The sequence below is a fragment of the Ktedonosporobacter rubrisoli genome (assembly GCF_004208415.1).
GTDB lineage: Bacteria > Chloroflexota > Ktedonobacteria > Ktedonobacterales > Ktedonobacteraceae > Ktedonosporobacter > Ktedonosporobacter rubrisoli.
In genome coordinates this window covers 3,093,719-3,119,804 of the sequence record NZ_CP035758.1, presented here as the reverse complement: position 1 = coordinate 3,119,804, position 26,086 = coordinate 3,093,719, and the positions used below count along the sequence as shown (strand labels likewise).

The following is a 26,086-nucleotide window of genomic DNA, read 5'->3' as shown; positions in this document are numbered from 1 at the left end:
CAATTACCGAGGATAAGTACATGGGCAACTTGCGGGTTACCCATGTACGCTGAGAGAGAAACTGCAAGCTTCCCTGGCTTACTGATACGAGCTTGTGTTGGCACAATTGGGTTGGGTAGAGATGTAGATATTGCCCCAATCAGGCTGATAGGGAATTCCGAACTGTCCGAATACATTATGTGGCCAGCCTACAACACACGGTTTGACTGCACAGAGGCTCTCATCCTGATAGAGCACAATCCAGGCCACGTCGTTCTCCAATTCCCGCTCTACCTGATCGTATTCTTGCAGGCGCTCGGCGGCATTCTTCACATTCTCATCAGCTTTGGCCAGATCGGCAAGCACCTTGCGTTGCTCAGGATTGTAGCCATAGTTCGAGTAATCGGAACCGGCCGAGGGATCAAACATAAGCGTCGTCCAGGAATGCGGATCGGGAGAGGCCTGCCAACCCAGCGCATCCGCCATGACATTCTTGTTGCCATGGGAGCCATTGATATCGGTGACCAGCTTATTAAAATCAACCACATCGATCTTAACCGAGATCCCTAGTGCAGTGTTCCACATCTGTTGCAACACCGCCCACTGGTCGCTAAGTGACTGCTCTCCTGCCACTGTCACTTCGATATGGATAGGCGGCATGGTAGCAGGTGTCATACCCTCTTCCTGCAAGCCTTCCATGAAGAGTTGCTTCGCCCGAACCGGATCGCCTGCCAGGCTCTTATTACCGCTAAGATTAGCTAAATTTGGATTATAGCCCTGCGCGCCCTGCGGAATGGTATGATAGGTCGGCAGAACTGTGTTATGCCATACCTTGCTTGCCAGGAGCTCTCGATTGATTGCCAGGTCAAACGCCTGGCGGACCTTGAGGTTATCAAAGGGCTTGACCAGGTAATTCATCGCGACAAACGCGTTGCCTAGCGAAGGATCGACGCGAAATTGACCATCGGAAAGCTTCTTTGCAGCTTCTACATTGACTGGCGGCACGAAGGAGAAGTCTACCCGGTTCACTTGATAATCTTTATAAGTGGTATCAGATTCTACATACAACGGCATGACCAGCTTCTGCAGCTGCGGTTTTGGTCCGTAGTAATAAGGATTGGGAACAAAGGTGAGGCTTTTGTTATGACTCCAGCTCTGTAGCTTCCAGGGACCGGCTACTCCTCCTTCGCTGAGATGATCAGTCCAATGTGAGCCATACTTCTCTACAAAGCTCTTCTCAACAACAGCCCAACTGCCCACAAGATCCATAAAAAAGGCCGCTGGTTTAGAGGTCACAATAACAACTGTCTGCGGATCTGGCGTTAACAAACTATCGCCAATGAGGGTCTTGATCTTGCCATCATTGAGCTTATCGGCATCTTTAATCTCCGCTAGCTCGCCATAGGCAAAAGGCGACTTCAGTGAGGGCTGTAACGAGCGATCGATGCTATAGACCACATCTGCGGAAGTCAGCAGGCTACCATCGCTAAATTTCAGATTAGGGCGCAAATGAAATGTCCAGCGCAGGCCATCTGCACTAAGCTCGTAGGAAGTTGCCAGGTCTGGCACCATCTTCGATTGGTCGTTATAGGTGTACATACCGTTAAAAAGCATCCCCTCCGCCTCAGCTGAGTAGACTTCCGATATTAGCGGCGGATCAAGCGTGGCCACATCCCTTACACCTCCAATGGGGAAAACTAGTATCTGCTGTTTGGTAGGAGCTTTGGCCGCCTGCGAAGTTGTTACGTTAGAGGTAGAGCTTCCACAGGCTGAAAGTAGCATGATAAGCAATGTTAATGCTGGAAGAATAACATATCGCGTATGCTTCATGTGGCATGCCCTCTTTCTTCATTCTTGAAGAACAAATACGCTATATCTGGCAAGACATTTCACCAGATTGAAGTGCTCTCTGTGTGCCATTTTCAGGTGTGCAAACGACGGCACCACGCTATTACACCTGAATAGAGACTATCACCTCCTCTGTTTGATCTAGTAGACTACCTGGCATTTCTGGCCTTTGGAAGATGGAATCCATCTTAGGATCTTTAATAGAAAATAAACTCTATACTCATCCATTAGATACTATATAGGTCTATTTCTATTGTTTGCCAGGCAAACTCACAATAGGATCATTAAATTACTAATATCTATAATACGTATTTTGCAAGCGTAAATTCACATAGAAGCACTAATCAAGAAAAAAGTTCTAAAGGGCTTAACAAGAAGATGGGGTTATAAATAAATTTGCTTTAAAGTATTATCGTTACAGTCTTACTTTTATAAATAATAATCGACATGTTGGCCAGATAAAAAATCAGCAGCGCTAGAAATGCTATTCTATACATTTTCTTCCTGCGCTCCACCAGTCATCAGTTGCTCCACCGGAAGAAAATGCTCCGTATGCCCGAGAGGCGTCAGAAAGAAGACCAGGGCAATAAAAAAGGTGAGCAGGCCAATTACTGCATAGATCAGGGCAACATTTGTATATTCGATTATCAGGCCTCCTAGCAAGGCGCCAAGAGAAGCGGTTGACCACGTTAGCACCCGTATAAAGCTAATGACACGACCCAGCAGAGCATTAGCTACAATTGTCTGGGTCAGGCTATAGGTAGATACATTAAAAAGGACCGAGCTTCCCCTGCTCATAGCCCAGAGCAAAACTGCTATCCAGTACTGGTGGGTTAAGGCCATACCTGCAAGCATCAATCCTTCCAGCATTATCGATCCTAGTGTAACAACTGCAAATGGTAGGAGTTTGCGTAACTGCTCGGCAGCTAACGAAAAAATGACAGTACCAAGGCCTCCAGCTGCGAGAAGAAGTCCAATCTGACTATCGCTGGCCGCAAGCCACTGTTTAGCAAACAGAACGATCTGGGCGAGAGGGGTTGGCACAATGAAATTGATGAAGAGTAGCAATAAAAGTATCCAGCGCAGAATCGGTTGCTTCAGAATGTAGTTTAAACCTTCAAAAACTTCATTATGTATACGGGTAGAAACTTTCTCTCCCTTTGTTTCTGGGTTGAAACTTTTACCAATCCAGGCAAGCGAGGCAGCCGAAATAAGAAATGATGCAGCATCAATAAGTAGGATCATGGAAAGAGGCATAACGGCTAGCAATAAACCTGCCAGCAGCGGCCCTGCAATACCTGCGGCCGAATAGCTGGCCTGCAAGCGCCCATTCGCAATAACTAAATCCTCTCGCTTAACAAGGCTGGGAACAGCAGCAAAGTTAGCAGCATCAAAGCCTATAGAGAGGGTTGAACACAGGAAGGCAACGGCGTAGATCCAGCCAACAGAGAGCAGGCCCAGCATAAAGAGCAACGGAATAGCGGCTACCAGCAAAGCGCGCATAATATCAATCGCTATCATGGCATATTTGCGCTTAACACGGTCGGCCCATGCTCCTAACAACAGGCCAAAGAGCAGATAAGGCATGGCACTCATCACAACGGTCAAGGCTAAATTGAGCGGAGATCTGGTAAGTTGAAAAATCAGAAGTGGCAAAGCAAAGCCGGTACAAGAACTCCCTAGCGTTGAGATAGTCTGACCAATCCAGAATTTTCTAAAGTCGCGGCTGTACTGATGTGATAACTGAAAAGCATCTGCCATAGCTAACCTCCTTTTCTTGAAAGTCTATATTACTAACAGCCCATGTTTTAAGTAGCAAGATATGCTCTTAGCATGCCTTAAAAAATGCATATGCTAGCAGCATAGCCAACAAACATAGAAGTTCTCTAAACAGCAGAGAAACATGCGGAAGGTTGCGCGGCAGTTAGTAAATCCTGGAGAGTTCTCACACAGAGAATTTGAGCTGATAGTAGGGCTTTGCCGAGGCCAGGGCTATACAAAGGAAAGATAAAGGGCAGCCTCTCAGCTTGACTTTGTACATTTCCAACTCAATAACAGACCACCCATGAGAAGCGCTCAAGCGTCGAGCGGGGGACTAAAACCGCGCCCGGATCAGTGGGTGATGTGGGAAAAGTCTGCAGGTCCCAGAGATGGCGCCTGATGAGAGCGAGCACATCACAGAAGGTGGCGGTGTGCTTGCGATACCAGGCAGCTTGAGCGATCAGGAGCTGCCCATCTGGATGCAACGCTTGCCCAAAGAGCGTCACCAGGCTATAGAGGCCGAAGAGCACAGGCGTCGAGCGCTCGATGGCTTGATCGGACCATTGGCGTTGCGTCTCGATGCCCAAATGGGCGCGCCCCTCTTCAAAGGTCACTTCCAGACTCCAGCGTTTCATGAAGTCCTTGATGATCTCTTCGGCGGTCTGGGTGGGATCGGTACAAAAGATGGCCTTTGGGGGACGCTTGCCCTGTGGATCGCGAGTCAGCACCCAGCGTAGAGGCAGAGGAGCGGAGCCCGTGCGATACCACAAGGCGGAGCCCGTGCAGAAGTCTACTGGCCGCTCACCCTGGCTGTACCAGTCCAAGGTGAGCTTTTGCCAGGCCGTTTCTGCATTCTGCAAGACTTGCTCCAGGGAGGGAAGGCGCTCGCCAACCACTCGCGGACGACCCATCGTGTGCTCTTTGCGTTCGGGAGGTGGATCATGCAGAACCGCATCGAGCCGACCAGTTGTAATCAACGTGACGTGCTGATGCTGAGCATACACCCCTAGTTCCAGGACACTGTAGGCGCTGTCGCCCAGTAGCTTGATTGAGCGATCAGGCAGCCATCGGCGCACAAGACTGAGCATCTGATGGGCCCACATCGCGATGGTTTTGTGTCGCTTGCCCAAACGCGCGCTCACCTCTGGAGTGGTTGCCAGCACACACAAGAAGGGCAATGCCCATCTCTGCCTGGTCCAGGGGAGCGTCACGACCACGGCCAGCACAATCCAGCGCAATCCAGGACTGCTCACCGAGCGTTCTTTGCTGGAGAGAGCGCTATCGCGGTAATTGCCTCGTTTGCGGATCTTGCTGCCCCAGCGCCGTTCCAGCGTTTCATCGATGACCAGATCTACCCAGGCTCCCGCTGGTACAAAGGTTTCGACGATCAGCAGGAGCAATTGGCGACTCACAGCCAGGGGAGACCAGCGGGCTCGATTGAGCACCTGATGAAAGAGGCTCCAGTTGCTTGCCTGACTGAGGCCTGTGGCACGCAACGCGGCTGCGACCGTGCGGCGTCCGTGGGCCAGCAAGGTTCCGGTTAACAAGATCATCAGTTTTCTCCAGGTGGGAGCGGTAAACAATGGCCGAAAGACGGCTAATACTTCTATAATGGGATCGGGAAGGGGCATGAACATCCTCCTGAGCTAAGATAGTGCTTTGGTCAGCTTCTATCTTACCTCCAGAAGCTTTTGTGCCCAGCCCTTTCCCCAAATTGTACAAAGTCAAGCTCAGGAGGAGGCTGCATTCATCGCATCGACTGGAAGACCAAAAAGTCCGGGATGGCGAAACAGGCCAGTCGTTACCAATAGCTTCAAGAAAGTGCGCGTAACGAGGATAGCTGTAAACATGCTGATCAACACGCCAAGAAAGAGGGTTGTTGCAAAACCAACGATGATAGTAGCGCTAAAGTTATTCCCAAAGAAATACAACACGGCACAGGTAATGAGTGTTGAACAATTAGAATCCCGAATAGAAGGCCACGCGCGCGCCCACCCCATATCAATAGCCTGCGAGAGGGATCTACCTTCACGGAGCTCTTCTTTGAGGCGCTCAAAGATCAGCACATTGGCATCAACTGCCATGCCAATTGAAAGGATGAAACCGGCAATCCCCGGCAGAGTCAGGGTCACGCCAATGAGCTTGAAGACAGCAAAGGTAAAAATGGCATATAGTACCAACGAAATGTCTGCAAGAAATCCTGGCAGGCGGTAATAGAGGAACATAAAGAGGATAACGACGCCAAGGCCAAGGGCTCCGGCCACGAGGGTTTTGTTGATTGAGTCCTGGCCGAGCGTAGGGCTCACTGTCTGCTCGCTCTGGATGCTGAAGGCAATGGGCAGCGCTCCATATTTGAGCACTTCAACGATGCGTTGAGCCTGAGTGTAAGTGAAACTGCCTGTGATCCGTCCGCTGCCCGGAATCTGGCTATTGATCGCTGCCGATTCGATTACTCCACCATCAAGCGTAATCGTAAGATCCTCACCTATATGGTTAGCCGTAAACTTACTGAAACGCCCAACTGCATCACCCTTCATGGCAAAGTTGATCTGGTAGGCATTTGTTTGGGAATCCTGACCAATCCCCAGAGAGGATACATCTAGATCTTTTCCTGTAAAGAGCGGCTGTACACCCTGATTATACTGAGCATAATTCTGAGGCTTCAATGTAGTTCCTTCTGGTATCCTATCATGGCCGGTATCCCAGAATGCGAGCTTGCCAGTCTTAAGCAAGGTCTCAATAGCTTCCTGCTGGTTGCCGTTGTTGAGGCCCGGCAATTGGACAGCGATGCGAGGTTGACTATTTGAGTACTGGATACGAATATCTGGCTCATTCACACTGAGCCCACCGTTGATCCGTTGCTCGATTTGATTTCGTGCGGCCTGCATTGCCGCCGGCGAAACATCTTGACCCGGCCGTGGAACAAGCAGGACGCTAACGCCTCCTTGTAAATCAAGCCCTTCCCTCGCGACAAACGGATTATTGATCCCATAGAGCGGCTTGCTACTGGCGTTAGGCCAGAAGACAACATAGGATGCGCCAATGGCAAGCAAAGCAATCAGGAAGAGAAATATGAAACTTCTTCGGTGCATATACAGCTTTTCCTCTTATCTGCTTAATTCATAGTATATACGCTAAACAATAATGCTCCTCTACTCCTGCTTTCCTTGGAGCCTTTGGCGCAATAATATATAGCGAAGTATACATGGGCTTCCTATGAAGTATAGCATATTTTACTTTAGTTTATATATAATAGGCTATCAGCCCCCTACCTATGTCCAGGTTCTACAGCAAACATAAGCAGCAAAAGGACTTAGCAGCGCAAGCTGCTGCGATATTATTGAATACCAGGTGCGCGAGGACGCTATCCCTCGTCGCCACGCCCTCCCTGGCGTAAGTAAACCCCCATCGCCAGGCGGCCACGCCTACCCTCGTAAGGAAAACTATGTCTCTCTAGGAGGCATGGTAGTATCGCGTTTTACCAAGCTTGTTCCAACCAGTTTGGTAATAAAAGGCGCTTCGGGATCGCCAGCACGTATGATAAGCGTTTGGAGCGCGCTCATTCCCATGGCTCTGGTATCGATGCATATAGTCGACAGTGCAGGAGTCACAAGTTGCCCTAGCTCAATTCCGTCAAAGCCGATGAGCGAAATATCCTCGGGAACATGGCGTCCAGCCTCACGCAGCGCTTTCATAGCTCCAATGGCTGTAATATCATCAACACAAAAGATGGCGCTAAAATCAACTTTGCGCTCAAGCAGGCGCCGACAGGCCTGATATCCGCCCTCGGAAGTCAGGTTGCCAGATTCGACAAGATCATAATCGATAGTGAGGCCTCTATCTAGAAAGGCCATACAGTAACTGACCCAACGCTGTTGCACGGAGTAGATTTTATAGATAGGCCGCATTGGCGATTCCGATGGTCCGCCGATAAAGGCAATTCGTCGATGCCCCAAGCTGAATAGATATTCCATGGCCAGTTTGCCGCCCTGAAAATTATCGGGCAAGATCGCATCTACAGTATGGCTTAATTCTGAAATATAGTTATCGACGAGTACCGCCGGAACTTTGATAGCCTGGATCGCTGCCAGCGCGTCAGCCTCAACCTGTCCAACTAACAAAATGCCACCCAGGCGCATTTCATATAATGCGGCAATCAGCAGCTGAGGCTTATGGCGCAAATCATTGATAGTTCGGTAGATTATCTTAATATTATTTCTTCGCGCTTCAGCCTCAACTCCTTGAAAAATGAGCGCCCAATAGGGATCGACAGTTGCTGGTGTCTCCTCTATGCTAGAAGAATAGAGAAACCCCACTTCTTTCAAGACGCGACCCCCCGAACGCGAAGCCGCAGGCTGCCCATGTGCACGAAAATAGCCAAGATCAGCAGCAGCTCTCAGCACCTTCTGGCGTATCTCTTCATTAACGTTACTATGGTTGTTCAATACGCGTGATACGGTGCCAACAGATACTTCAGCCTGTCGTGCTATATCCTTAACAGTTACTGAGCCTGACATAACGCTCCTTTCCTGGAACCCTCACATCTGCTGGCTGAGAGCAGAAAGCAAAGCACCTGCGGATACGACTTATTTGTCCTGTCTCTGGAGAGACGAGCGCTCAATGCAGGTTTTTCCTTGATCCTGCGCTGTTCAGCATATCTCCAACTCTTCAGACGAATATACACATCCGCACGTTCATGAAATTATGATATCGTTATTTCACTCATTTGTCAATTTATTTGTCTAACATAGAATTTCATGCCCGTTTTTCCGGCTATAACCAGACATCCAGGTTTGTTTTACTTAACTTTAGCAAGTTTATCAGCATAAATTTCTCTATTACTTACAAATTAGCCAGTAAACACATTGACACCATCATGAAAAGAAGCTAATATAATTTTATTGATATTTCAACACAGGTTTTTTCTCACAGAATACATCTGTGCCGATAGTCTGCCTAACCTAGTCAATCACCCCCTCCAGAGGGAGATGAGGCTTGGAAGAGCCAAACGAATACATTCGAATAGCTATTAGAAAGCAGGTGTTCGGTGACTCACAAATCTATTTTTGCGCGCAAAATACAGGCAGGCCTACTATTCCTGTCATTACTGACGATCCTCTCTTTAGTGCTGGCGGCCTGCGGTGGCAACCCTGCCCAGAAAGCACGCACAGCCAGTTCGATCACAATGTTGGCCAACTCTACTGGCGACTATCCGAGAAACTTCAATCCGTTTTCGCCAAGCGTCATCAGCGGCACGCAAGGCATGCTCTACGAAACTCTTCTCTATTTTAATCGCCTCGATGGATCGAATAAGCCCTGGCTGGCCAGCAGTTTTGAGCTTGCCCCCGGCGCTACAAGCGTAACGTTCCATCTCCGTCAAAATGTGCAATGGTCCGATGGCCAACCTCTTACCAGCGCTGATGTTGTATTTACGCTTAACATGATCAAGAAATATCCGGGACTGGACCAGGTAGGCATCAACTCGTTTATCAAAAATGTGACAGCTCCCGATAAGGCAACTGTAACGGTCACCCTAAACAAGCCCTACAATCCGATTTTGTGGATGTTGGGAGGCCAGACGTATATTGTCCCTGAACATACCTGGTCAAAGGTGAAAGGCGACCCCACTCAATATGCAGACCCCAATCCAGTCGGTACCGGACCGTTCGTGCTCAAATCTTTCACTCCACAACTGGTTACGTTGAGTAAGAATCCAAAATTCTGGCAGCCGGGCAAACCTGAGATCGAGACGTTGAAGATCCCTGCCTACAATTCCAACACGAGCTCAGAGCTAGCTCTAGAAAAAGGCCAGCTCGACTGGACGAACCTGTTCATCCCTGACATCGATAAGTCCTACATTAAGCTTGACCCACAACATAACCATTACTGGTTTCCTTCCAGCGATGTGACTATGCTGTTCCTGAACCTCACTCGCTATCCCTTCAATTTGCTTCCTGTGCGCCAGGCTATTAGCTATGCCATCGACCGTGATAAGCTTTCTAAGATAGGAGAGAGCGGCTACGAGCCCGTTGCCCATCCTACGCTCCTGCTGAGCCAGGAAAATAAAGATTACATGTCACCAGAATATGCGAATCTTTCTTTCCGCAAAGACCTCGATAAAAGCGCGCAGCTCCTCGCTCAGGCCGGTTTCTCTAAGGGTTCTGATGGCATCTACGCCGATAAAAATGGTAAAAAGCTCTCGTTTAAACTTAATGTCGTAAGCGGCTATACCGATTGGACTACCGATTGCCAGCTCATGACTAAGGATTTCCAGGAGGCCGGCATCAAAGTAACTGTCAACCCTGTGGAGTTCGACACTTACTATAATGATCTGCAGAATGGCAACTATGACATGGATATGCTCTGGACCAATGACGGTCCCTCCCCGTTCTTCCGCTACGACGGATTGCTCAGAAGCTCCTATTCAGCGCCCGTAGGTCAGGCTGCCAGTTCAAACTATGAGCGTTGGATGGACCCGGCTACCGATAAACTGCTAGACCAGTATGCATCCAGCACGGATGCCACTATGCAGAAGCAAGCTATCCAGGGTCTGGAAAAGATTATGGTTGAGCAGCTTCCCGCTATCCCTTTAATGGCTGCTCCCTATTGGTATCAGTACAGCACAAAGAAATTCACTGGCTGGCCCGATGCTCAGCATCCTTATGCAGCTCCCGGAACCGCTGAATATCCGGATATCGAGTACGTCATTTTGCAGTTACACCCGGTTGAATAAATCAAGCCGCTTGTGAGGTTAAAGGAAGCTATTGCTCACCTACCCTCACTCTGCGCTATCCGCTACCAGGAGTCTCATCGCCCACCCCTGGTAGCACTACTACAAATTTAGCAAATCGCCCTGGAGGGGATAAATATGCGCCAACTACTACGCCGCATCGGCTTTTACCTGGTTGCGCTCTGGGTTTCTATCACTATCAATTTTCTGATTCCTCACCTGGCTCCGGGTAATCCTGCTCAGGCCTTTATCGCGCGCATGAAAGGCAAGGTGACCCCACAGACCCAACATGCGCTAGAAATAGCTCTGGGCGTTAATCACGATCCGCTCTGGCTACAATATTTCCAGTATCTCGGCAATCTGCTTCATGGTAATCTTGGCGTCTCAATTACCTATCTCCCAACTCCTGTTACTGAGGTTATTGCGCAAGATCTGCCCTGGACGCTGGTACTGGTTGGAGTTTCGCTGATCATTAGTTTTCTTATCGGCACAATCCTTGGCATTATTGTCGTCTGGCGCCGCGGTTCCCTTTCAGATGTTATTGGCACGCCATTTTTTACTTTTCTCTCAGCGATACCCTATTTCTGGCTGGCTCTCGTTCTGCTCTATTTCCTTGGTTTCCAATGGGGCTGGTTCCCCATTCATGGTGGCTATGACTCGGACATGGTAGATATGGGCTGGAACATCGATTTCATTCTTAGCGCAGCTCAATATGCTATCTTGCCCGCCCTCACTATTGTGATTGGCTCTATCGCTGGCTGGATGCTAGGCATGCGCAATGCGATGATTACAACGTTAGCCGAAGATTTTGTGCTTATGGCCGAGGCAAAGGGCTTAAGAACATGGCGGGTCATGTACTCTTATGCCGCGCGCAATGCTATCTTGCCCAATGTTACAGCCTTTGCGCTCTCGCTTGGCTTTGTGGTAAGCGGCTCTCTACTTACCGAAATTGTCTTTTCTTATCCGGGCATTGGCTTTGCCACCATTCAGGCCATAGACAGCCACGATTACGCCTTGCTACAGGGTATCTTCCTTGTATTGACCCTGGCCGTACTGGGGGCAAACTTCTTTGCCGATCTGCTCTACATTGTCCTCGATCCACGAGTGCGCGCAGGAGGGAACTAAGATATGAGCGCTCTTGCCAATACACCGGTTAGCGATACGCCAACACCTCTCTCTTCACCGACTTCGAGCCGGCTGCATAGCTTTCTAAAGTTCTGGGTCATGAACCGTAAAGTCAGCCTTGGCTCGGCTATTCTAGCCATCTTCCTGCTCATGGCTATCATCGGTCCCGCCCTGATACATCAAGACCCTAATGCGATGACTAATGATTTACTTCAGCCTCCCTCTGCCGCTCACTGGCTCGGTACTACTCAAACGGGACAGGATGTGCTCGCTCAGGTTATTGTGGGCGCCCGCATCTCTGTTTTCATGGGCCTGGCTATTGGCCTTGTCACAACTACCATTTCGGTTATCATTGGCCTGCTCTCAGGCTATTTCGGCGGTTGGATTGATGAGTTCCTTTCGCTGGCAAGCAATGTATTCCTCGTCATCCCTACACTTCCACTCGCTATCCTTATGGCGGCCTTCATTTCCTATAAAGGTGTCTTAACTATTGGCTTTGTCCTTACCATCACCGGCTGGTCCTGGAGTGCTCGCATACTGCGCGCTCAAACTCTTACCTGGCGCGGTCGCGATTGTGTAGAGGCAGCCCGCGCCAGCGGCGAATCGCTCTGGCGAATCGTCTTCTTCGAGATTTTTCCCAACGAGATCGCTATTGTAGCCGCTCAGTTCTTAGGCACGGTTATCTATGCTATTCTTGCCGAGACGGGCCTGGAATATCTGGGCCTTGGTGATATTACAAGTATAAGTTGGGGCACTATGCTCTACTGGGCCTCGAATAACGATGCACTTATGCGTGGCGCGTGGTGGTGGTTTATAGCACCAGGGCTCTGCATTGCCCTATTAGGAGCAGGCTTGACCTTCATCAATTTTGGCATCGATGAAATCGCTAATCCTCGTTTACGCGGTATGCCAAAGCTGAAACGTCTTAAGGCTAAGCTTTTACATAAAGAGCTTTAAGCCCTTTAACTATTCATTTGGAACACTGGCACAGCATCTGGATATCGAAGGCTCGCTCACAACTGGATTTATTCAACTGATGGAGTTGCCTGGCTTCCTTAAACGGGTGCATGACCAAAAGGATCGCCGCCTCGTCAAACTCTTCCTGACGGAGCGGGATCTTATACTCTCCCTGGAACCTATAGTGGTAGCGTTCCACCAGGGAGTCATTATCTTCAGCGCTCTGGAGCTATGATCTGTGGTTGTGGCTTACGCTAGACGCTCTCCATATTTCCATAGGCTACGACAGCTTTTATGCCGCCGGTGGTAATTAGTTTTGCCACCTCGTCGGCAGGGCAACAGTGCTTTGCTACTCTCTGAACGAGAGGTTCCAGATATGCTTCTTCGCCAAAGCCTCGCCTCTGCAGGCCATTGGTGGCAATTATGAGGATCTGCTTGAGATAATCATCAAGGTCCACGCCAGGATAATGAAACTGCATGCCATGTTCACAGGCTAATTCATAGATGGCATACCAGCGATCATATGAAAGCGTGCTTGCCAACTGAATCAGCGGGCCCTCATTCTCGACTAATCCTATGGTAAGCGCTGATGCACTCCAATGTTCATGGGGCGGCTGCTGGCAACTGACGCGATCTTCAATGGTTCCGTAGCCAGGTTGTAATCTCGTGGTAAACCAGGCGAATTTACATTGCGTATTGACATCTTCTGCCTCGCTCAAGAGTACTTTCTGACTCCCATCTTCTCCTGTGCAGAGTTGGCCTTGTTCTGCACCATAAAATGTTGAGAACAAGGTACGCGTATCCAGCCGATAGAGCATGTGCTCGCGCTTGAGCGAGATGGAGCGAAAATGAAAGATATAGTCAATATAGTGCTCGCTATTTCGGAACACGGGAGGCATTCCCATTTGCGCTCTTCTTCCTGGCCATAGCCACGTATTAAACGTGAGGCGGGTGGCTTTATAGGGTCCAAGTTGATTGCGCCAGAGAGAAGAATTGGCAAGTAAGGCAACACGCAAGCCAGAGGTGACATTAAGCGCATTGAGGAGCGGAATGGCCTCCTCTGCGCTGCATTCTACATGGGTCTGCCGGGCAGCGGTAATGGTATGCATATCGACCCCATGCTCATCAGGCCTGGGCGCATTTTCGCTGCAGTACAGCTCATACATAAGATCAGAACTTCCTTTTTCGGAAAATAGTGTTGGCTCCGGAGGTGTGAGTGGCTGGATTCCATATCCTAACAGCACAACTTGCTTTTGACGCAGCAATGAGGTGATCGCAGCCAGGATCTGGCGGAGGTGGGAACGTGCAACGATAAGGGAAGGAGCCGGGGCAAGGTCGATTTCGAGAATAGCATACCCAAGATCAACTGTAATAAGATCATACTGATACGTGCTGCTTGGATGAGAGATGCTTCTCTTTCGTTTCACGCCAACAACTTTTTTTGAGATCTCATCGTAGACGGCTTCCCACCCCTGCTGGATGAGAGCATGCCAGAGAAAACTGACGGTTTCCCGCTCGGCTATCTTGCCATCTTGAGTGACCAGGAGATATTCATTTTCGAGCCCAATCCATCTTGGCTCCTGCTCGAAGGAGGAACGGAAGCCACGCTCAAACACTTGCTGAGCATCTTGTAACGTAGGAACTTTTCGCACTTTGCGCTCCTTTCTCTCTTTCTTTCTATCGGATGGGCAGAGAAAAATCAAGAGAGCTGAAGCATCCCTTCGTCTCAAGGCAGTGCGTTTGGCTCTTGAAGCTCCTCGGTGAGGCCGGCGAGGAATGGAGTTTGAAATCACTCATCCAGGTTAAACCAGGAACTCTTCCTTTCACCCCAGCTTTTGTAATTGACAGGCTATAACGACTTTTTGTAGACAGAGGGACTCTTCCCACATCTTTTTCTCGCATTCATGATATTTTCCATGGAGCGAGTGCATTTCTCATGCTAAAGCTGTGCAAGAACCCTCGGCACCATGTTGACGTGCAATGAGAGGTTGCACCTCTCACGGCTGCATCACTCAGGACTATGCGGGTCTCGGAGAGGTTCTTATCCAAAAGAAGAAAGTGTGCCATAGGACATCTTTGATGCCTATGCATTCTCAGATGTCAACTGTTTCATGTGTTTTGCTGAAGAGCTTTTGCTCTTCAAAGAGAGGAGACAAGACTATGCACAAGACGACCTACACAACGAGCCTTAATTCCTGGTTGGTCGAGAATCCTGATACAGAGATTCAGCCAACCACTGAGAGCGTGTGGGGAGAAGCTGGCTTAAGGAGTGTGTGGGGCACTTCTGTCTGGAGTAACGTGTGGGGAAATGCTCCATTGAACAGTGTGTGGGGCACTTCTGTCTGGAGCAGTGTGTGGGGGCAACCAATGATTAATGCAACCTCCGAGTCGTCGGTCTGAGATGAGTTCTTTCCTCCCTGGAATGTTCATCATTCCAGTTTTTACACGACTCCGTAGCTGCGAAGGGGAGAAAAGCCTTGAAGCTTTTCCTCCCTTCAACCAGGGCCTCATGATAGTATTGGTACGTGCTCCAAGAACAATTCTTGTGATACCCAGAGACAAGCCATAAGCCGAAAGGAAGAGCTAATGAAGCGGTACGATCTCATCATTGCAGGTGGTGGGCCTGCAGGAAGTACGGTCGCTACGCTAGTGAAGCGTTACTCGCCCCAGACACGAGTCCTCTTGCTCGAAAAAGCACAGTTTCCTCGGCATCATGTGGGTGAATCATTGCTTGCCGGTGCCTCGCCAGTTCTTCAAGATATGCATGTTTACGATAAGGTGAATAAACATGGGTTCGTAGAAAAACTGGGAGCAACGTATGTCTGGGGCCAAGATCGCAAACCGTGGGGATTCGAATTTGATGAAATTATCAACAAGTTTGCTCAGCACGGCCAGCAACTTCCAGATCTCTACTGCAAAGCCTGGCAGGTCCAGCGTTCCAAGTATGACCATCTCCTGTTGAATCACGCCGCAGCTATGGGCGTTGAGGTTCATCAAAACGCGCGTGTGCTTCGTGTACTTCGCAATCCTGGCGACGAACGAGTTGTTGGTGTGGAATATCGTGATGGAGAAGGAAGCAGGTGTGTGGAGTGCAGCTGGTTTATGGATTGTACTGGCCAGCAGGCCTTGCTAGGACGAGAGCTCAAGCTGCTAGAGTACGATGAGCAGATGAATAATTATGCTTTATTCGGCTATTGGAAAGGGGCAAAGTGGAAATTTGAGTATCTTGGTCATCCTCACCTGACACGCATCTTTATTGCAACAACTCCTCACGGTTGGATCTGGTACATTCCCGTGGGTCCCGATGTGGTAAGTGTAGGTCTCGTCACGCATCGCGAGACCCTCAAGCAGATGCCTCATGGCCCAGAGAACCTGTATTATCATGAACTTACTACTTGCGCCGAAATTCGAGACCTGCTTAGAGATGCAACGCTCATACATCTTGAACCCGATCAGGGACGTGCTGTCTGCGCTATTCAGGACTGGTCCTATACGAGTCGTCGGATGGTTGGGCCTGGCTGGGCTATGGCTGGCGATGCAGCAGGATTTGTTGATCCTATTCTCTCCTCCGGCGTGATGCTCGCTCATGAATTAGGGCAAAAAGCAGCCTATACACTCAATTCGTCGTTTGCGGCAAACAGTGATGAGCAGATTCAGAGCTATTGGCAGTTCTATGAGCAGACCTATCAGAGCTACTTACAAGCCTACCGGAATATGGCCCAGTTCTGGTATAGCAATAATTTTTCTATGGAGTCGTGGTGGTGGCAAGCCCGGCGGACGCTGGCGCAACAGGAAAGCGATCTTGCCCTCACTGATCGCGAGGCATTTACGCGGCTGACCTTCGGCTACTCGACGCGCGCCGAATCGTTGAGCCTGTTTGGAAGCTATCCCTTACATGAAGCGCAACAGCTGGTGAGAGGATTGTTTGGAAGCCCTTACGATGCAAATCCTCTGCGCTCAAGCTATGCACAGCGCCCTCTCAGGCTTAAAGAAGATGCTCAGCTCACCGATGGAATGTACTTTTACCAGGGGAGGATACGCACCAACCGCCGGGTTGTCAGCGGAAATACGTGCTATCTCGATTTGCATCCAGCTGAAGAGGTTCTCGTAAATCTTCTGGATGGAACACATACACTTGCTGATCTTGACGAGGCAGCCAGAGAACTACAGAGTTTGGAGATCAAAATGCCACTGCGTGGCGGCCTCGATCTCCTTGTACAACTTGATACTATCGGTGCGCTTGCCTGAGAAAGCTCGACTACTCCTCGCAAACTGATGTATCAACCAGAGCGTCTTGTCGCGACGATATAGCACCTTGCATAACGAGCAGCGCAGCTCAAGCAGCTTTTTCTTTCAACGCTTGTTCAGACTGAGCAAGAAAACTATCAGCTGCAGCGCCAATTGATTGCTGATGAAAACTGACAGCCTGGGCCATGCGCCCGAGGATTTGTTCAACCTGGCCTGCTCCCGGGGGATCAAGAAGGCGTTTAGGGGCCGAGTTCTGACTTGTAGAAACCTGTTGAATGTAGGCAAGTTCTTTCTGCTGGGCAGGAGTCATGTCTGGCTTGAGCAATTCGCGCGCCTTCGCAGAGCCGGGAAGGCCACGGTCCATGCCCAGGGCCTTAATGGCGCCAGAATCGTGAATGAAGAAATTGATAAACGAAACCACATCTTGAGCATAGCTGGTCTTTGCAGATCCGCTTAATAACATCGTTGCCTTAAAATACATTCCTGGATGTTGCCCTGTGGGTGGCAGCACCAGAGCCAGGGTATGGGGTGTGAGCTGCTGAAACGTTTCAAGAAAATTTGTGGTTGCAAAATCCATGGCTACCTTCCCGAGGACCAACAAAGATTGAGAGGGATCATAGCTCTGGTTGGAGCCCTGCTGGTCCGCCGGTATGCAACCACCCGACCGGCGCAATTCTTCCCAGTATGTCCACCATTCAATCACATCTTGCCTCTCAATGTTAAGCTTTCCATCAGCAGTAAAAAGCTCTTTGCCTTTCTGACGAATGAACAGCTCAAAGAGAGGAATGGAGCCGCTGGCATCACCGGTGCCATATATCTTTGCCCCCAAAGACGCTGTGATCTGCTGGGTATACGTTGCAAAAGTCTGCCATGTCAAATGCTCATCTGGTGGCTGCATATGTGCTTTTTCCAGGATATCCCGATTAATGACCAGGGCTACATACTGGCCACCCAGCGGAACACCATAGATTGCTGCATTCAGTTCATTGCCTTTGAGGAGTTCCTGATCAAAGTCAGCAAGGCTAAGCTGTTTGGGGATATAAGGGGAAAGGTTCAAAAGCAGATTTTTACGGATATAGAGAGCAAGATAGCGCGTATCCATCTGGATGAGATCGGGAATTCTCCCCCCGGCAATCTGTGTCGCAAGCTTATTCCAATAACCTTGCCAATCTGTCGCCTGGCTGTTCACTTGAAGAGCAGGGTATTTTTTCTGGAACATATTGACCACCTGCATAGTTCTGTGCATTCGTTCCGTACCACCCCAATAGGTCATGTTCAAAAGCTCCTGCTTCTGTCCAGATGCCCCTCCCTTTCCGCAGCTTGCTAGACCCGCGAGGCTGAGGCCTGCTAACCAGTATACCCCTCTCTTTACAACATCTCGTCGCGTTGCTTGCTGCCACATGGCCTTCTCCTCGTATTCTCAGGTATATCTGACTAGTTCCACATTTACCCAAACAAAAACATTCATTGCTTACGCTCTTGAAAGTAACAGGCCTTTCGTCAGGATGTGTGAGGGGAAGATCTCCTTACCGTTAGAAAGCTGAGAACGTTTGTTACTATGCTCATCGGCACCTTCCGTCGCTACTTGAGTCATTGAGCATGGACATCACGTCGCGAGCAAGATTAGCCGATCTCCCACATTTCATATGTTCCAAAGCTACAGCCTGACTCTTACCTGCTCTCCATCGATGATGACTTTATAGCAACGGAGCCGAATTCCGGGAAGAGCAAGGCATTGTCCTGTAGGCACATGGAACTCCAGGCCATGCCAGGGGCAACGCACTACTTCTCCCTCGTAAGCCCATTGCCGTTGCCAGTTGGTTTCTTTGGTAGCAACTATTGTCCCCGTTAATTCCCTCGCTTCACAAAGAGGGCCAAGCTGGTGCGGACAGATATTAGGCAAGCCGTACCACTGGCCCTTGATATGAAAAATACCGATTGAGCGCCCAGCTACCTTGACGACTTTATGGCTATTGGCTGGGAATTCGGAGATATGGCCTACATGATATTCTTGGGGCTGGCCTGGCAAAGCAGCTTCCTTCTGCACCTCAAAGAGCATTTTGTCAGTTCTTGCATCTGTCATTATCTTCTCTCCCACAAATGATCATTGCTGATTCCGGCATGAGAGATTTTGCCTGCGCCCCTGCCTGTCAATTTTGAACAGGCGTAAGGCGTTTTCGCCAAAGATTTTGCGTAATATCTCATTCGACAAAGGCAGCTGGTGAATCTTCATCGGATGATCGAAATCATCATGTGGCCAGTCAGAGGCAAAAATGATGGAATCCTCACCGCAAAGATGAATGAGCGTTGCAAGATCAGCCAGATTCTCTGGCTCCTCTATTGGCTGGGTCGCATTCCAGAGCTTCCTCATATAGTGGCTGGGCCGTTGCTCAAGGATGGGCACTTCTCGCCGCTTTCCAATGTATTCTTTGTCAAGGCGTTGTTGCAGAAAAGGTACCCAGGAAACCCCTGCCTCACTGGTGGCAATGCGTAGCTCTGGGAAACGCACAGGCACGCCCGTTGTGACCATTGAGGTGACATTCGCTATCATCGAAAAGGTATGGCTCAACGCATGACGAGCAAGCTCATTGTCAAAGCCATGATTATTGAAAGGAAATACTGGATGGGTCACGGTGACGCTGTGAAGGATCACCGGAAGATCTGCCTCCTGGGCCGCAGCATAAATAGGATCGTAGCTATGATGGCCCCAGAGAGGATCAAGTCCAGCACAGGGTAGAAAGATGCCGACAACAGCGGGCTCTTGCGCATAGCGTCTAATCTGGCTAGCGGCATCCAATGGATCTTGTGGGCAGGCAATAATACAGGCCAGCAGACCCCTTTCTACCGAGGCCCATTGATCAACGATCCAGGCATTGTAAGCACGCGCGAGGGCTGCTGCATAATCATGCTGCGTTAACATGGCAATCTTCAAAAGATTGTTCGGGAAGAGAATACCGATAGTGACATGAATTGAGGAGAGATCAGCGCGCATTTGTTCAGGTGTAAAGACTTTGCGAGCGTTGGTAAAGCCACTGGGAAAACGCGCTTGATATCCCCCATTGCTTTCGCCGGGCGAAAATCCTGGGATATCGATGCAGCGTTCAGGAATATCTTGAATGTTTTCGAGTGCTTTGCGCCAGGGCATATCGCAGTAGGGTATCAATGCCCCAGGATTATCATGCACATGGACATCACAATCGATAATGAGAAAATCCTCAAGTTTCATTTTACGTTCTCTCTGAGAGGTTTTCACTGTATCCATAACGCTTGCTCCTTCCTGAGAAATAGCCAATCAACGCGAAACGCATATCAGCTGGAAATTCCTCGACGTAGCTATGCTTTCCCTCTAGATCGCCCGCCTGAATGGTGCGAAGGATCAGCTCTTCCTTCTCAGAAGGTATCCATAATCGAGCCCGGTTGAATCTACTTCTGGATTGACTATTTCCCTGCTCAGAACTTCTATATTGCATTCAGCAAAAACTTGTTCCCAAAACTCACGTTTTTGTAAGCTTTGACGTGAGAAGGGGTGCGCTAGATAATAGGGATTATAGTAAGCGAGCGCAAGCTCATGATGCATAAGAAGCGGATTATCAATCTGCACATCAACCTCAAGGACAATCAGATGGAGTCGTGGGAAGCGTGCAAAGAGCTGAGAGAGGAGCTGGATAACGCCTTCCCTTCCTTGCTGGCCCATAATCTGATGCAGAACGTAACGCAGGCTGGCAACGTCAGGTTCGCTGCCTGAATAGGTGGTGAGAAAATCGGCAATTGAGCTCTGGCTAAGATGGATGCGCTTGTGCATATGATGCTGATGGAGCTGCTCTAGCGCCCGCTTGTAACTTGTTTCGTCTGGTTCGATGCCCCAGACCTCGATGTCCGGGTAGCGCTGACAGAACTCGATAAGGTAGAGATCAGTCCCACAGCGCAGATCAAGCAAACGTCTGCAGGGGGACGGAAGTGCGCTGAGCAACCTATCTGTGATTGGGAGTGCAACATAATGGCTCATCCCGCTGCTGCCAGAACCAACTTGAGCATCGCCGCGATCAGTTTCCTCTGATCCTCGCTTCAAGCGCTCGCCTATTCTCAGGAAGGTATTGCCGTATCCACCAATGAAAATTGAGTACCAGGGGCGAAAATCCGCGAAGCTTCTCCCTTTTTCGCTTAGCTGATAGCCTTCCTCCTCCTCCTCAACAATTCCTTCAGTACGCAGATACTGCATGAAGGCCTCCAGCTTCAGGGGATCAAAATCATGTCGCCTGGCGAGCTGGACAAGAGAGATTGGGGCAGCATTTAGCAGCGTCTCGAAGAGCCCTGTCTCAAATAAGTGGTAGATGCAGACAGCCAGCGCATGAAAGCGGATTGGTTGAATTGCCTCTATAAGTCTTTTTTCGAATGTATTGCGCATTGATGTTCTCCTTCTCCGCTCTATTGCCGGGATAATATACAGATTTTCTCTTTCCTACGGATGATCAGTTACTTGCTGAAGAGGAAACAGTGAATGTGAGACCAGCCAGCGCTCGAAGTTCTCGGCAAGAATCTGATAGCCCTCCGCATTAGGATGGAGCAATGGTTCTTCCTGCTCAATGAAGAGATGCCTATGCTCAGGGCCAAATAATTCCAGGCCATTCAGGTAGTAGGTATAGGAATCTCCAGTGTCGCGTAAAAGCGTTGTCGCATAGTGGATTTCTTCACGGATTGTCTGTATGCTCAGCCCTCCTTCTACAGCCGGCCTCTCTTCCCAGCTCGGCGTATAGATGGGCGAAAGAAGAATGATCGGCGTTTGTGGCTGCTTTTCGCGGATAATTCTCACAAAACCAAGCAAGGCCGGACGAAAAGTATAGATATTCAGGCTACCGCTGCTGCAGATACTGCCCCCAACACTGATTACCATGAGATCAACTGGTAAATCCCGCATCAGGAGAGCAAACATCGGCTGCAAAAGACAGCCAATCCCCGATGCCAGCGAAGTAAGATGCAGGTCGAGATGACGAGAAACCAGAGCTGGCCATGTCCGCGCTGGGGAAGCCGCTCCTCTGCCTTGATCTACAGAGTTTCCATAGATGATCCAGCGCGATCGATTGCTCTCATTGGCAAGCAGGGTTGCCCCATCGCTTATTTCCAGCGAGTGCAATCGAAACTGATTGTAATGAGGTAACCAGAGTGCAAGCGTTTTATCGCCAGGCGGTAACGTGCTGAACTGAAAGCGGCCGGAAGTTCCTTGTTCAATAGTTTCTATGAGCTGATTCCCGATACACAAATCAAGGCGCGGGATTTCTTTAGGCGAACGCAGAGACGGCGGCGGTGGATCAGCCTCGAACACTCCTGCCAGACAAGAGGTGTTGCTTTTAAAAGTAAGGCGAACACCAGAGGGCATGGCGGCCCTTCCTATTCCGCTGGAAAGGAAAAAATAGGCTTCCCTATAGGGAACTCTCCAGGGGGCCACATATGGCCCTTTGTACTGCAAATCGACAGCGCCTTCATAAGCAAGAAGAGGGTCTTTCGCCGAAATAATCTGAGGCATACATCCATTTCCTCTCTTGTTCTTATTATATTTTTTCTAATATTATATATTATAATATACATAATACAATGTATTTTAGTCAATAACTTTAATACTCAAATTTCTGCAAAATGCTAGCAAATTTTGATAATAAGAGAATCCCGCATCTTTTGACTTGTTAGTTTCGGTAACGCTACCCCAATCATGCTCACATAATGCTCAGAGCGTTTCAACGTAACTGCTCTCTTTCGTACGTCCTGTAGACTGAAAGACAGGTATATATCGCACTGCTTTCAAGTAAGGAGCACCTTGGGTATAGCCTGTACCAGTACGCTCACCAAGCATACGCAGGGCGAGGCGATAGTGTGTCTGGCGCCACTTTATGAGGGTGGACGAGAACCTGTCCATAGCCGCTTTCAGCATATTGAGCTCATCTGTGGTGAGCCATTGAGAGCTGCATGCTGATCTGACCGCATCGTCGAGCGTTCGGTTACCGACAAGAACCCAGTCGCGGACCTCTGGAACCGAAAATAGGCAGCTGAGTTGAGCCTTTCGGCATCAGGCTTGCTACATAAGGCCTCAACTATCTTGTAGTTGCGGGATTGAATAGCGCTGGCACCCTCCGTAAACTTCCGAAAAGTTCGGAACGCCTCTGGCTGCATTGTCGCCAGCAGCGAGAACAATGGAGCAGCTTCATGTAAGGCTGACTCGGCTAAGCTGATATGGGAGATGGCTGTTTTGCAATCCTTCTCGCTCAAGGCCCGGATCGCGGCACAGAGCATTATGGCCAGCAAAGCGAAAGTTACCTCGAATGCCTGCAGCACGCGGATGAATAGATATTCATCATGAATAGTATAAACAGGTAGCATGCTCAACTGCAGCATGCGGCGATCCTGCGTAGAGAGTATGGGCAGGACCGTAACGCATAGTTTGCACGCAGCCAGATACGGGTCGGCAGGAGTGCTCTCATCCACGAGACCAAGACGTTGTAACGCAGGTTTGACTATCTGTACTGCCAGGCGGCAACGCTTGGTAGTAAGTGATGGAGAGGGACGCATCTCAGGCAGCAGTTCGCAGTGGCCTGACGAAAAAGCTAGCTCGAAGTTAATTTCGTCGGCAACCAGCTGCAGCACAAGCCAGTCCCGGCGTTTCAGAGCGAGCGTCACCAGCCCGGGTGTATCATCCATCGTCGGCGTCGGCAGTAGCCTCAGTGCCAGATAAGTAGTATATTCGTAGCAGCCGTCCCATTTGTCAAGGGCACAGCGCAAGAATTCGCGCAGCAGCGTCGTGTCCCCGCCGGAATCAGATGGATCTAAGAGTACCTTCCTCGAAAGTGCGAGCATCTTCAATAGACTATCAGAGACGAAGTGTTTCCCCATACGGTGATACTCGGCAAGCACAGAGTCATAGGGAAACCGAGTTGGTTCTGGGTTGTTGAGCCAGACAATCAACTCTTCAACTATCATGTCAGGTCTCCAGTCGCTTCACTTAGCCTCCGTCGCTACCAGTATGAAATATTCACTAAAAACCTTATCCCTGGCTGTGATTCGAGTTGTTCATACGAAGGGTTGACCTTGTAAAAGATCCTTCATAACGCTCCGCCCGCCTCTTCATTCTCGGCTGGTATGGATGGCTCATCAAGCGGGCATAGATGAGCCATTGGACCTGTCTCGCTCAGCACTGTGCGTATGCGCCACAGCTCTGGAAAAAACTTCTGGCTTAGCCGACTGTTGAGTATTTCGAGAGGGAGGCCTTTGGTGCCGATCACCTCATGGCCGAGTATGCGTGTGGCAATTTTGTAGTGCCGCACCCGCCAGATCGCCACGCGCTCGTCCCAATCGATCATGGCCTCGGCGAGTCGGTAGAGCGGCCTATCCGGGCTGCCCCGGTAGAGCTCAGCCAGATCAACACATTCTTGGATGATAAGCTTATTGAAGGCTCTACTAAGGGCATGGCTCACGCGCTGCACCGCATGCCATCCGGGTGATTCAAAGCCCGAGCCGTGGCCGAGTATAGTACGCAACGTCTGAAAATCCCATGGCGCCAGGTGGCGCAGCATTTCCAGCTGCCCGGTGATGAGCTCTATGCCGAGCGAGGCCCGACCCAATAGCCGCGCTGCGGTGTCAAGTGCTCCCAATTGCACTTGACGGGTAGCCTCCTCGACTTCAAAGCAGGCATGCTTGAGCCATAGCTCGCTGCTCTGATGGACCACTTGGAACAACAATTCATCGCGATGGATAATCTCTTCGGGCTTGCGCTGCAGGGATAGCAGTTCATCAGTTCGCATGTAGCGGGCATAGTCAGTATCGCCGGAACCATTGAGGATAGGTACTGAGTAGTCCTTTACCATGCGGTGCCTCCTTTCGGACAAGGCTATCAGCGAAGCTCACGATCTCATCTCTGCCAACAAGAATGACGCAAGACGGTATCAGCTCCTGGACTCCTACAATAGTTATCTCGGACTAAATCACAAGCAGCCCTTTCGGGTCAGTTGTGGACTGCACTCATCTATTGTACGTCGTCAACTATCGATGGCTAGTTCTTGTACAACACAACCGAACAGCCAGGCTACCTGCAAAAGGAAAATAAGCTTCCTAAATAGGAAACTCTCAAGGAGTACGCAGTGTGCTTTCTACCGCAAAGATAGAGCCCTTTGCGTAAGCTGGAATAGTGTGGTTTGCTGAAACACCTTGAAGCATGAAACATCTTGTCTATGTTGTGGCATATTAAGTTATCTATCTTATCTATCGATTATTATATACCATGTTTTCCATATTTATCAAGATGTTTGTCAGGCATATAATGCCTGCTTGTGCTTTTTACCTCACTTGCGCTTGTATGAGCCTCTCGCGCAAGCGTGGTAAGAGCTTTGTCGCTATCACGTCACCGTCTTGCATAAACGCGTGCCCCCGAAGCAGAAGAGTTGAGATACCAAGATCCAGGTAATCGTTGAGACGTTTTGCAACTTCGTCGACGCTTCCTAAGAGAAGAAGACTATGGCTCCAGATAGCGCAGGTAAGGCCTGCCCATAAATTTTTATCTACCCAGCCATCCTTGTCGTGCTCAAAGGCCAGAATACGCTTTTGACCCACGGATTCGGTGACCGAGAGGTAATACTTCTCGGTTCTCTCTTTGTCCTGCTGCGAGAAGCCTTGCAGTGCCTGCTGGGCAGCTTCCCATGCCTCTTCTGCTGTATCGCGAGCAAGGATACGGAAGCTAATGCTGAAGCCAGGTTCCCGCTTATAGCGAGCCGCCAATTCGCGTATTTCTGCAATGCGCGCACGAATTTTATCTAATGGCTCTGCCCACATCATATAGACATCTGCCTGCTGAGCAGCGATGTGTTTGGCCTGCTCTGAAGCGCCTCCAAAATATATAGGGGGATGAGGACGTTGCAATGGTTGATCATTGTCAAATGTTTGCTGGAGCTGATAAAACTTGCCGCTATAAGGGAAGCGCCGGTGTGTCCAGACTCCACGCACGACTGTAAGAAACTCTTCAGTGCGTTGATAGCGCATACTATGCTCGTGAAAGTCGCCATCCTGCTGCATCTGGTTTAAGGCGCTTCCAGTGACAATATTCAACGCAACGCGTCCCTGGCTAAAATAATCGAGTGTGGTTCCCATGCGAGCGGCAACTGCGGGGGCAATAAAGCCCGGACGCAGAGCAAGGAGCAAGCGCAACTTTTGGGTATGCTGAGAGATCACCGAGGCCACTATCCAGGGATCAGGAAGACCAGTTCCCACAGGGATCAGCACTGAATCGTATCCCTGTTGCTCCCATTGCTGAGAGAGCCGAATCAAAGGTTCCAGGCCATTCTGGAAGTTCAGCGGATGACCTTCGGAGTCCCTAAGCTCACTAAATCCGGGGAAGACTGTTACAATTTCGCGTAGACAGTTCGTTGCCATCATGCAATCCTTCCTTCCTGGCCGAGCGTA

The 26,086-nt window shown here is 49.7% G+C and carries 19 protein-coding genes; 5 read left to right on the top strand and 14 right to left on the bottom strand.

Annotated features, from left to right (window positions below):
* Positions 1 to 78: 78 nt before the first annotated feature.
* The 5 genes from EPA93_RS14055 to EPA93_RS14035 form a co-directional block, all read right to left on the bottom strand.
* Positions 79 to 1,809, bottom strand: a complete 1,731-nt coding sequence (locus EPA93_RS14055; protein ID WP_129888129.1) for a peptide ABC transporter substrate-binding protein — start codon at positions 1,807 to 1,809, stop codon at positions 79 to 81.
* 507 nt (positions 1,810 to 2,316) lie between these two features.
* On the bottom strand, positions 2,317 to 3,588 hold the full coding sequence (locus EPA93_RS14050; protein WP_129888128.1) for an MFS transporter: 1,272 nt from the start codon (positions 3,586 to 3,588) through the stop codon (positions 2,317 to 2,319).
* 287 nt (positions 3,589 to 3,875) lie between these two features.
* Positions 3,876 to 5,219, bottom strand: coding sequence for an IS701 family transposase (locus EPA93_RS14045; protein WP_129886825.1), 1,344 nt, complete (start codon positions 5,217 to 5,219; stop codon positions 3,876 to 3,878).
* Between the two features lie 99 nt (positions 5,220 to 5,318).
* Entirely contained in the window at positions 5,319 to 6,680 is a 1,362-nt protein-coding gene (gene secD, locus EPA93_RS14040; protein WP_129888127.1) for a protein translocase subunit SecD, read from the bottom strand.
* 351 nt (positions 6,681 to 7,031) lie between these two features.
* A complete protein-coding gene (locus EPA93_RS14035) occupies positions 7,032 to 8,105 on the bottom strand; it encodes a LacI family DNA-binding transcriptional regulator (RefSeq protein ID WP_129888126.1) in 1,074 nt (357 codons plus the stop codon).
* Positions 8,106 to 8,635: 530 nt separating this feature from the next.
* On the opposite strand from EPA93_RS14035, the gene EPA93_RS14030 reads away from it, so the two are divergent.
* The 3 genes from EPA93_RS14030 to EPA93_RS14020 all read left to right on the top strand — a co-directional run bounded on the left by EPA93_RS14030 (position 8,636) and on the right by EPA93_RS14020 (position 12,400).
* Positions 8,636 to 10,321 carry an ABC transporter substrate-binding protein gene (locus tag EPA93_RS14030; RefSeq protein ID WP_242527399.1) on the top strand — a complete coding sequence of 562 codons (1,686 nt, stop codon included), beginning with the start codon at positions 8,636 to 8,638 and terminating at the stop codon, positions 10,319 to 10,321.
* A gap of 135 nt (positions 10,322 to 10,456) precedes the next feature.
* Positions 10,457 to 11,443 (top strand): ABC transporter permease, encoded by a 987-nt coding sequence (locus EPA93_RS14025; protein ID WP_129888125.1) that lies wholly within the window; start codon positions 10,457 to 10,459, stop codon positions 11,441 to 11,443.
* 3 nt (positions 11,444 to 11,446) lie between these two features.
* Entirely contained in the window at positions 11,447 to 12,400 is a 954-nt protein-coding gene (locus EPA93_RS14020) for an ABC transporter permease (protein ID WP_129888124.1), read from the top strand.
* A 254-nt stretch (positions 12,401 to 12,654) separates the two neighbouring features.
* Here the strand turns inward: EPA93_RS14020 and EPA93_RS14015 are convergent, their stop codons facing one another.
* Positions 12,655 to 14,052, bottom strand: a complete 1,398-nt coding sequence (locus EPA93_RS14015) for a glutamate--cysteine ligase (protein ID WP_165423090.1) — start codon at positions 14,050 to 14,052, stop codon at positions 12,655 to 12,657.
* A 508-nt stretch (positions 14,053 to 14,560) separates the two neighbouring features.
* Here EPA93_RS14015 and EPA93_RS14010 point away from each other — a divergent pair.
* Positions 14,561 to 14,800, top strand: a complete 240-nt coding sequence (locus EPA93_RS14010) for a hypothetical protein (RefSeq protein ID WP_129888122.1) — start codon at positions 14,561 to 14,563, stop codon at positions 14,798 to 14,800.
* 186 nt (positions 14,801 to 14,986) lie between these two features.
* On the top strand, positions 14,987 to 16,648 hold the full coding sequence (locus EPA93_RS14005) for an NAD(P)/FAD-dependent oxidoreductase (protein ID WP_129888121.1): 1,662 nt from the start codon (positions 14,987 to 14,989) through the stop codon (positions 16,646 to 16,648).
* A gap of 88 nt (positions 16,649 to 16,736) precedes the next feature.
* Here the strand turns inward: EPA93_RS14005 and EPA93_RS14000 are convergent, their stop codons facing one another.
* From EPA93_RS14000 to EPA93_RS13965, 8 genes are all read right to left on the bottom strand, one after another.
* Entirely contained in the window at positions 16,737 to 17,921 is a 1,185-nt protein-coding gene (locus EPA93_RS14000; RefSeq protein ID WP_165423089.1) for an ABC transporter substrate-binding protein, read from the bottom strand.
* Positions 17,922 to 18,305: 384 nt separating this feature from the next.
* Positions 18,306 to 18,731 (bottom strand): Rieske (2Fe-2S) protein, encoded by a 426-nt coding sequence (locus tag EPA93_RS13995; RefSeq protein WP_207229539.1) that lies wholly within the window; start codon positions 18,729 to 18,731, stop codon positions 18,306 to 18,308.
* A 21-nt stretch (positions 18,732 to 18,752) separates the two neighbouring features.
* A complete protein-coding gene (locus EPA93_RS13990; RefSeq protein ID WP_129888119.1) occupies positions 18,753 to 19,910 on the bottom strand; it encodes an amidohydrolase family protein in 1,158 nt (385 codons plus the stop codon).
* 114 nt (positions 19,911 to 20,024) lie between these two features.
* Positions 20,025 to 21,053 carry a 2-ketoarginine methyltransferase gene (locus EPA93_RS13985; protein WP_129888118.1) on the bottom strand — a complete coding sequence of 343 codons (1,029 nt, stop codon included), beginning with the start codon at positions 21,051 to 21,053 and terminating at the stop codon, positions 20,025 to 20,027.
* A 54-nt stretch (positions 21,054 to 21,107) separates the two neighbouring features.
* Positions 21,108 to 22,169, bottom strand: coding sequence for an SGNH/GDSL hydrolase family protein (locus tag EPA93_RS13980; protein ID WP_129888117.1), 1,062 nt, complete (start codon positions 22,167 to 22,169; stop codon positions 21,108 to 21,110).
* Between the two features lie 395 nt (positions 22,170 to 22,564).
* Positions 22,565 to 23,614, bottom strand: coding sequence for a tryptophan 2,3-dioxygenase family protein (locus EPA93_RS13975; RefSeq protein WP_129888116.1), 1,050 nt, complete (start codon positions 23,612 to 23,614; stop codon positions 22,565 to 22,567).
* A 122-nt stretch (positions 23,615 to 23,736) separates the two neighbouring features.
* Entirely contained in the window at positions 23,737 to 24,498 is a 762-nt protein-coding gene (locus EPA93_RS13970; protein WP_129888115.1) for a tryptophan 2,3-dioxygenase family protein, read from the bottom strand.
* Positions 24,499 to 24,967: 469 nt separating this feature from the next.
* A complete protein-coding gene (locus EPA93_RS13965) occupies positions 24,968 to 26,059 on the bottom strand; it encodes an LLM class flavin-dependent oxidoreductase (RefSeq protein ID WP_165423088.1) in 1,092 nt (363 codons plus the stop codon).
* Between the last annotated feature and the right edge of the window lie 27 nt (positions 26,060 to 26,086).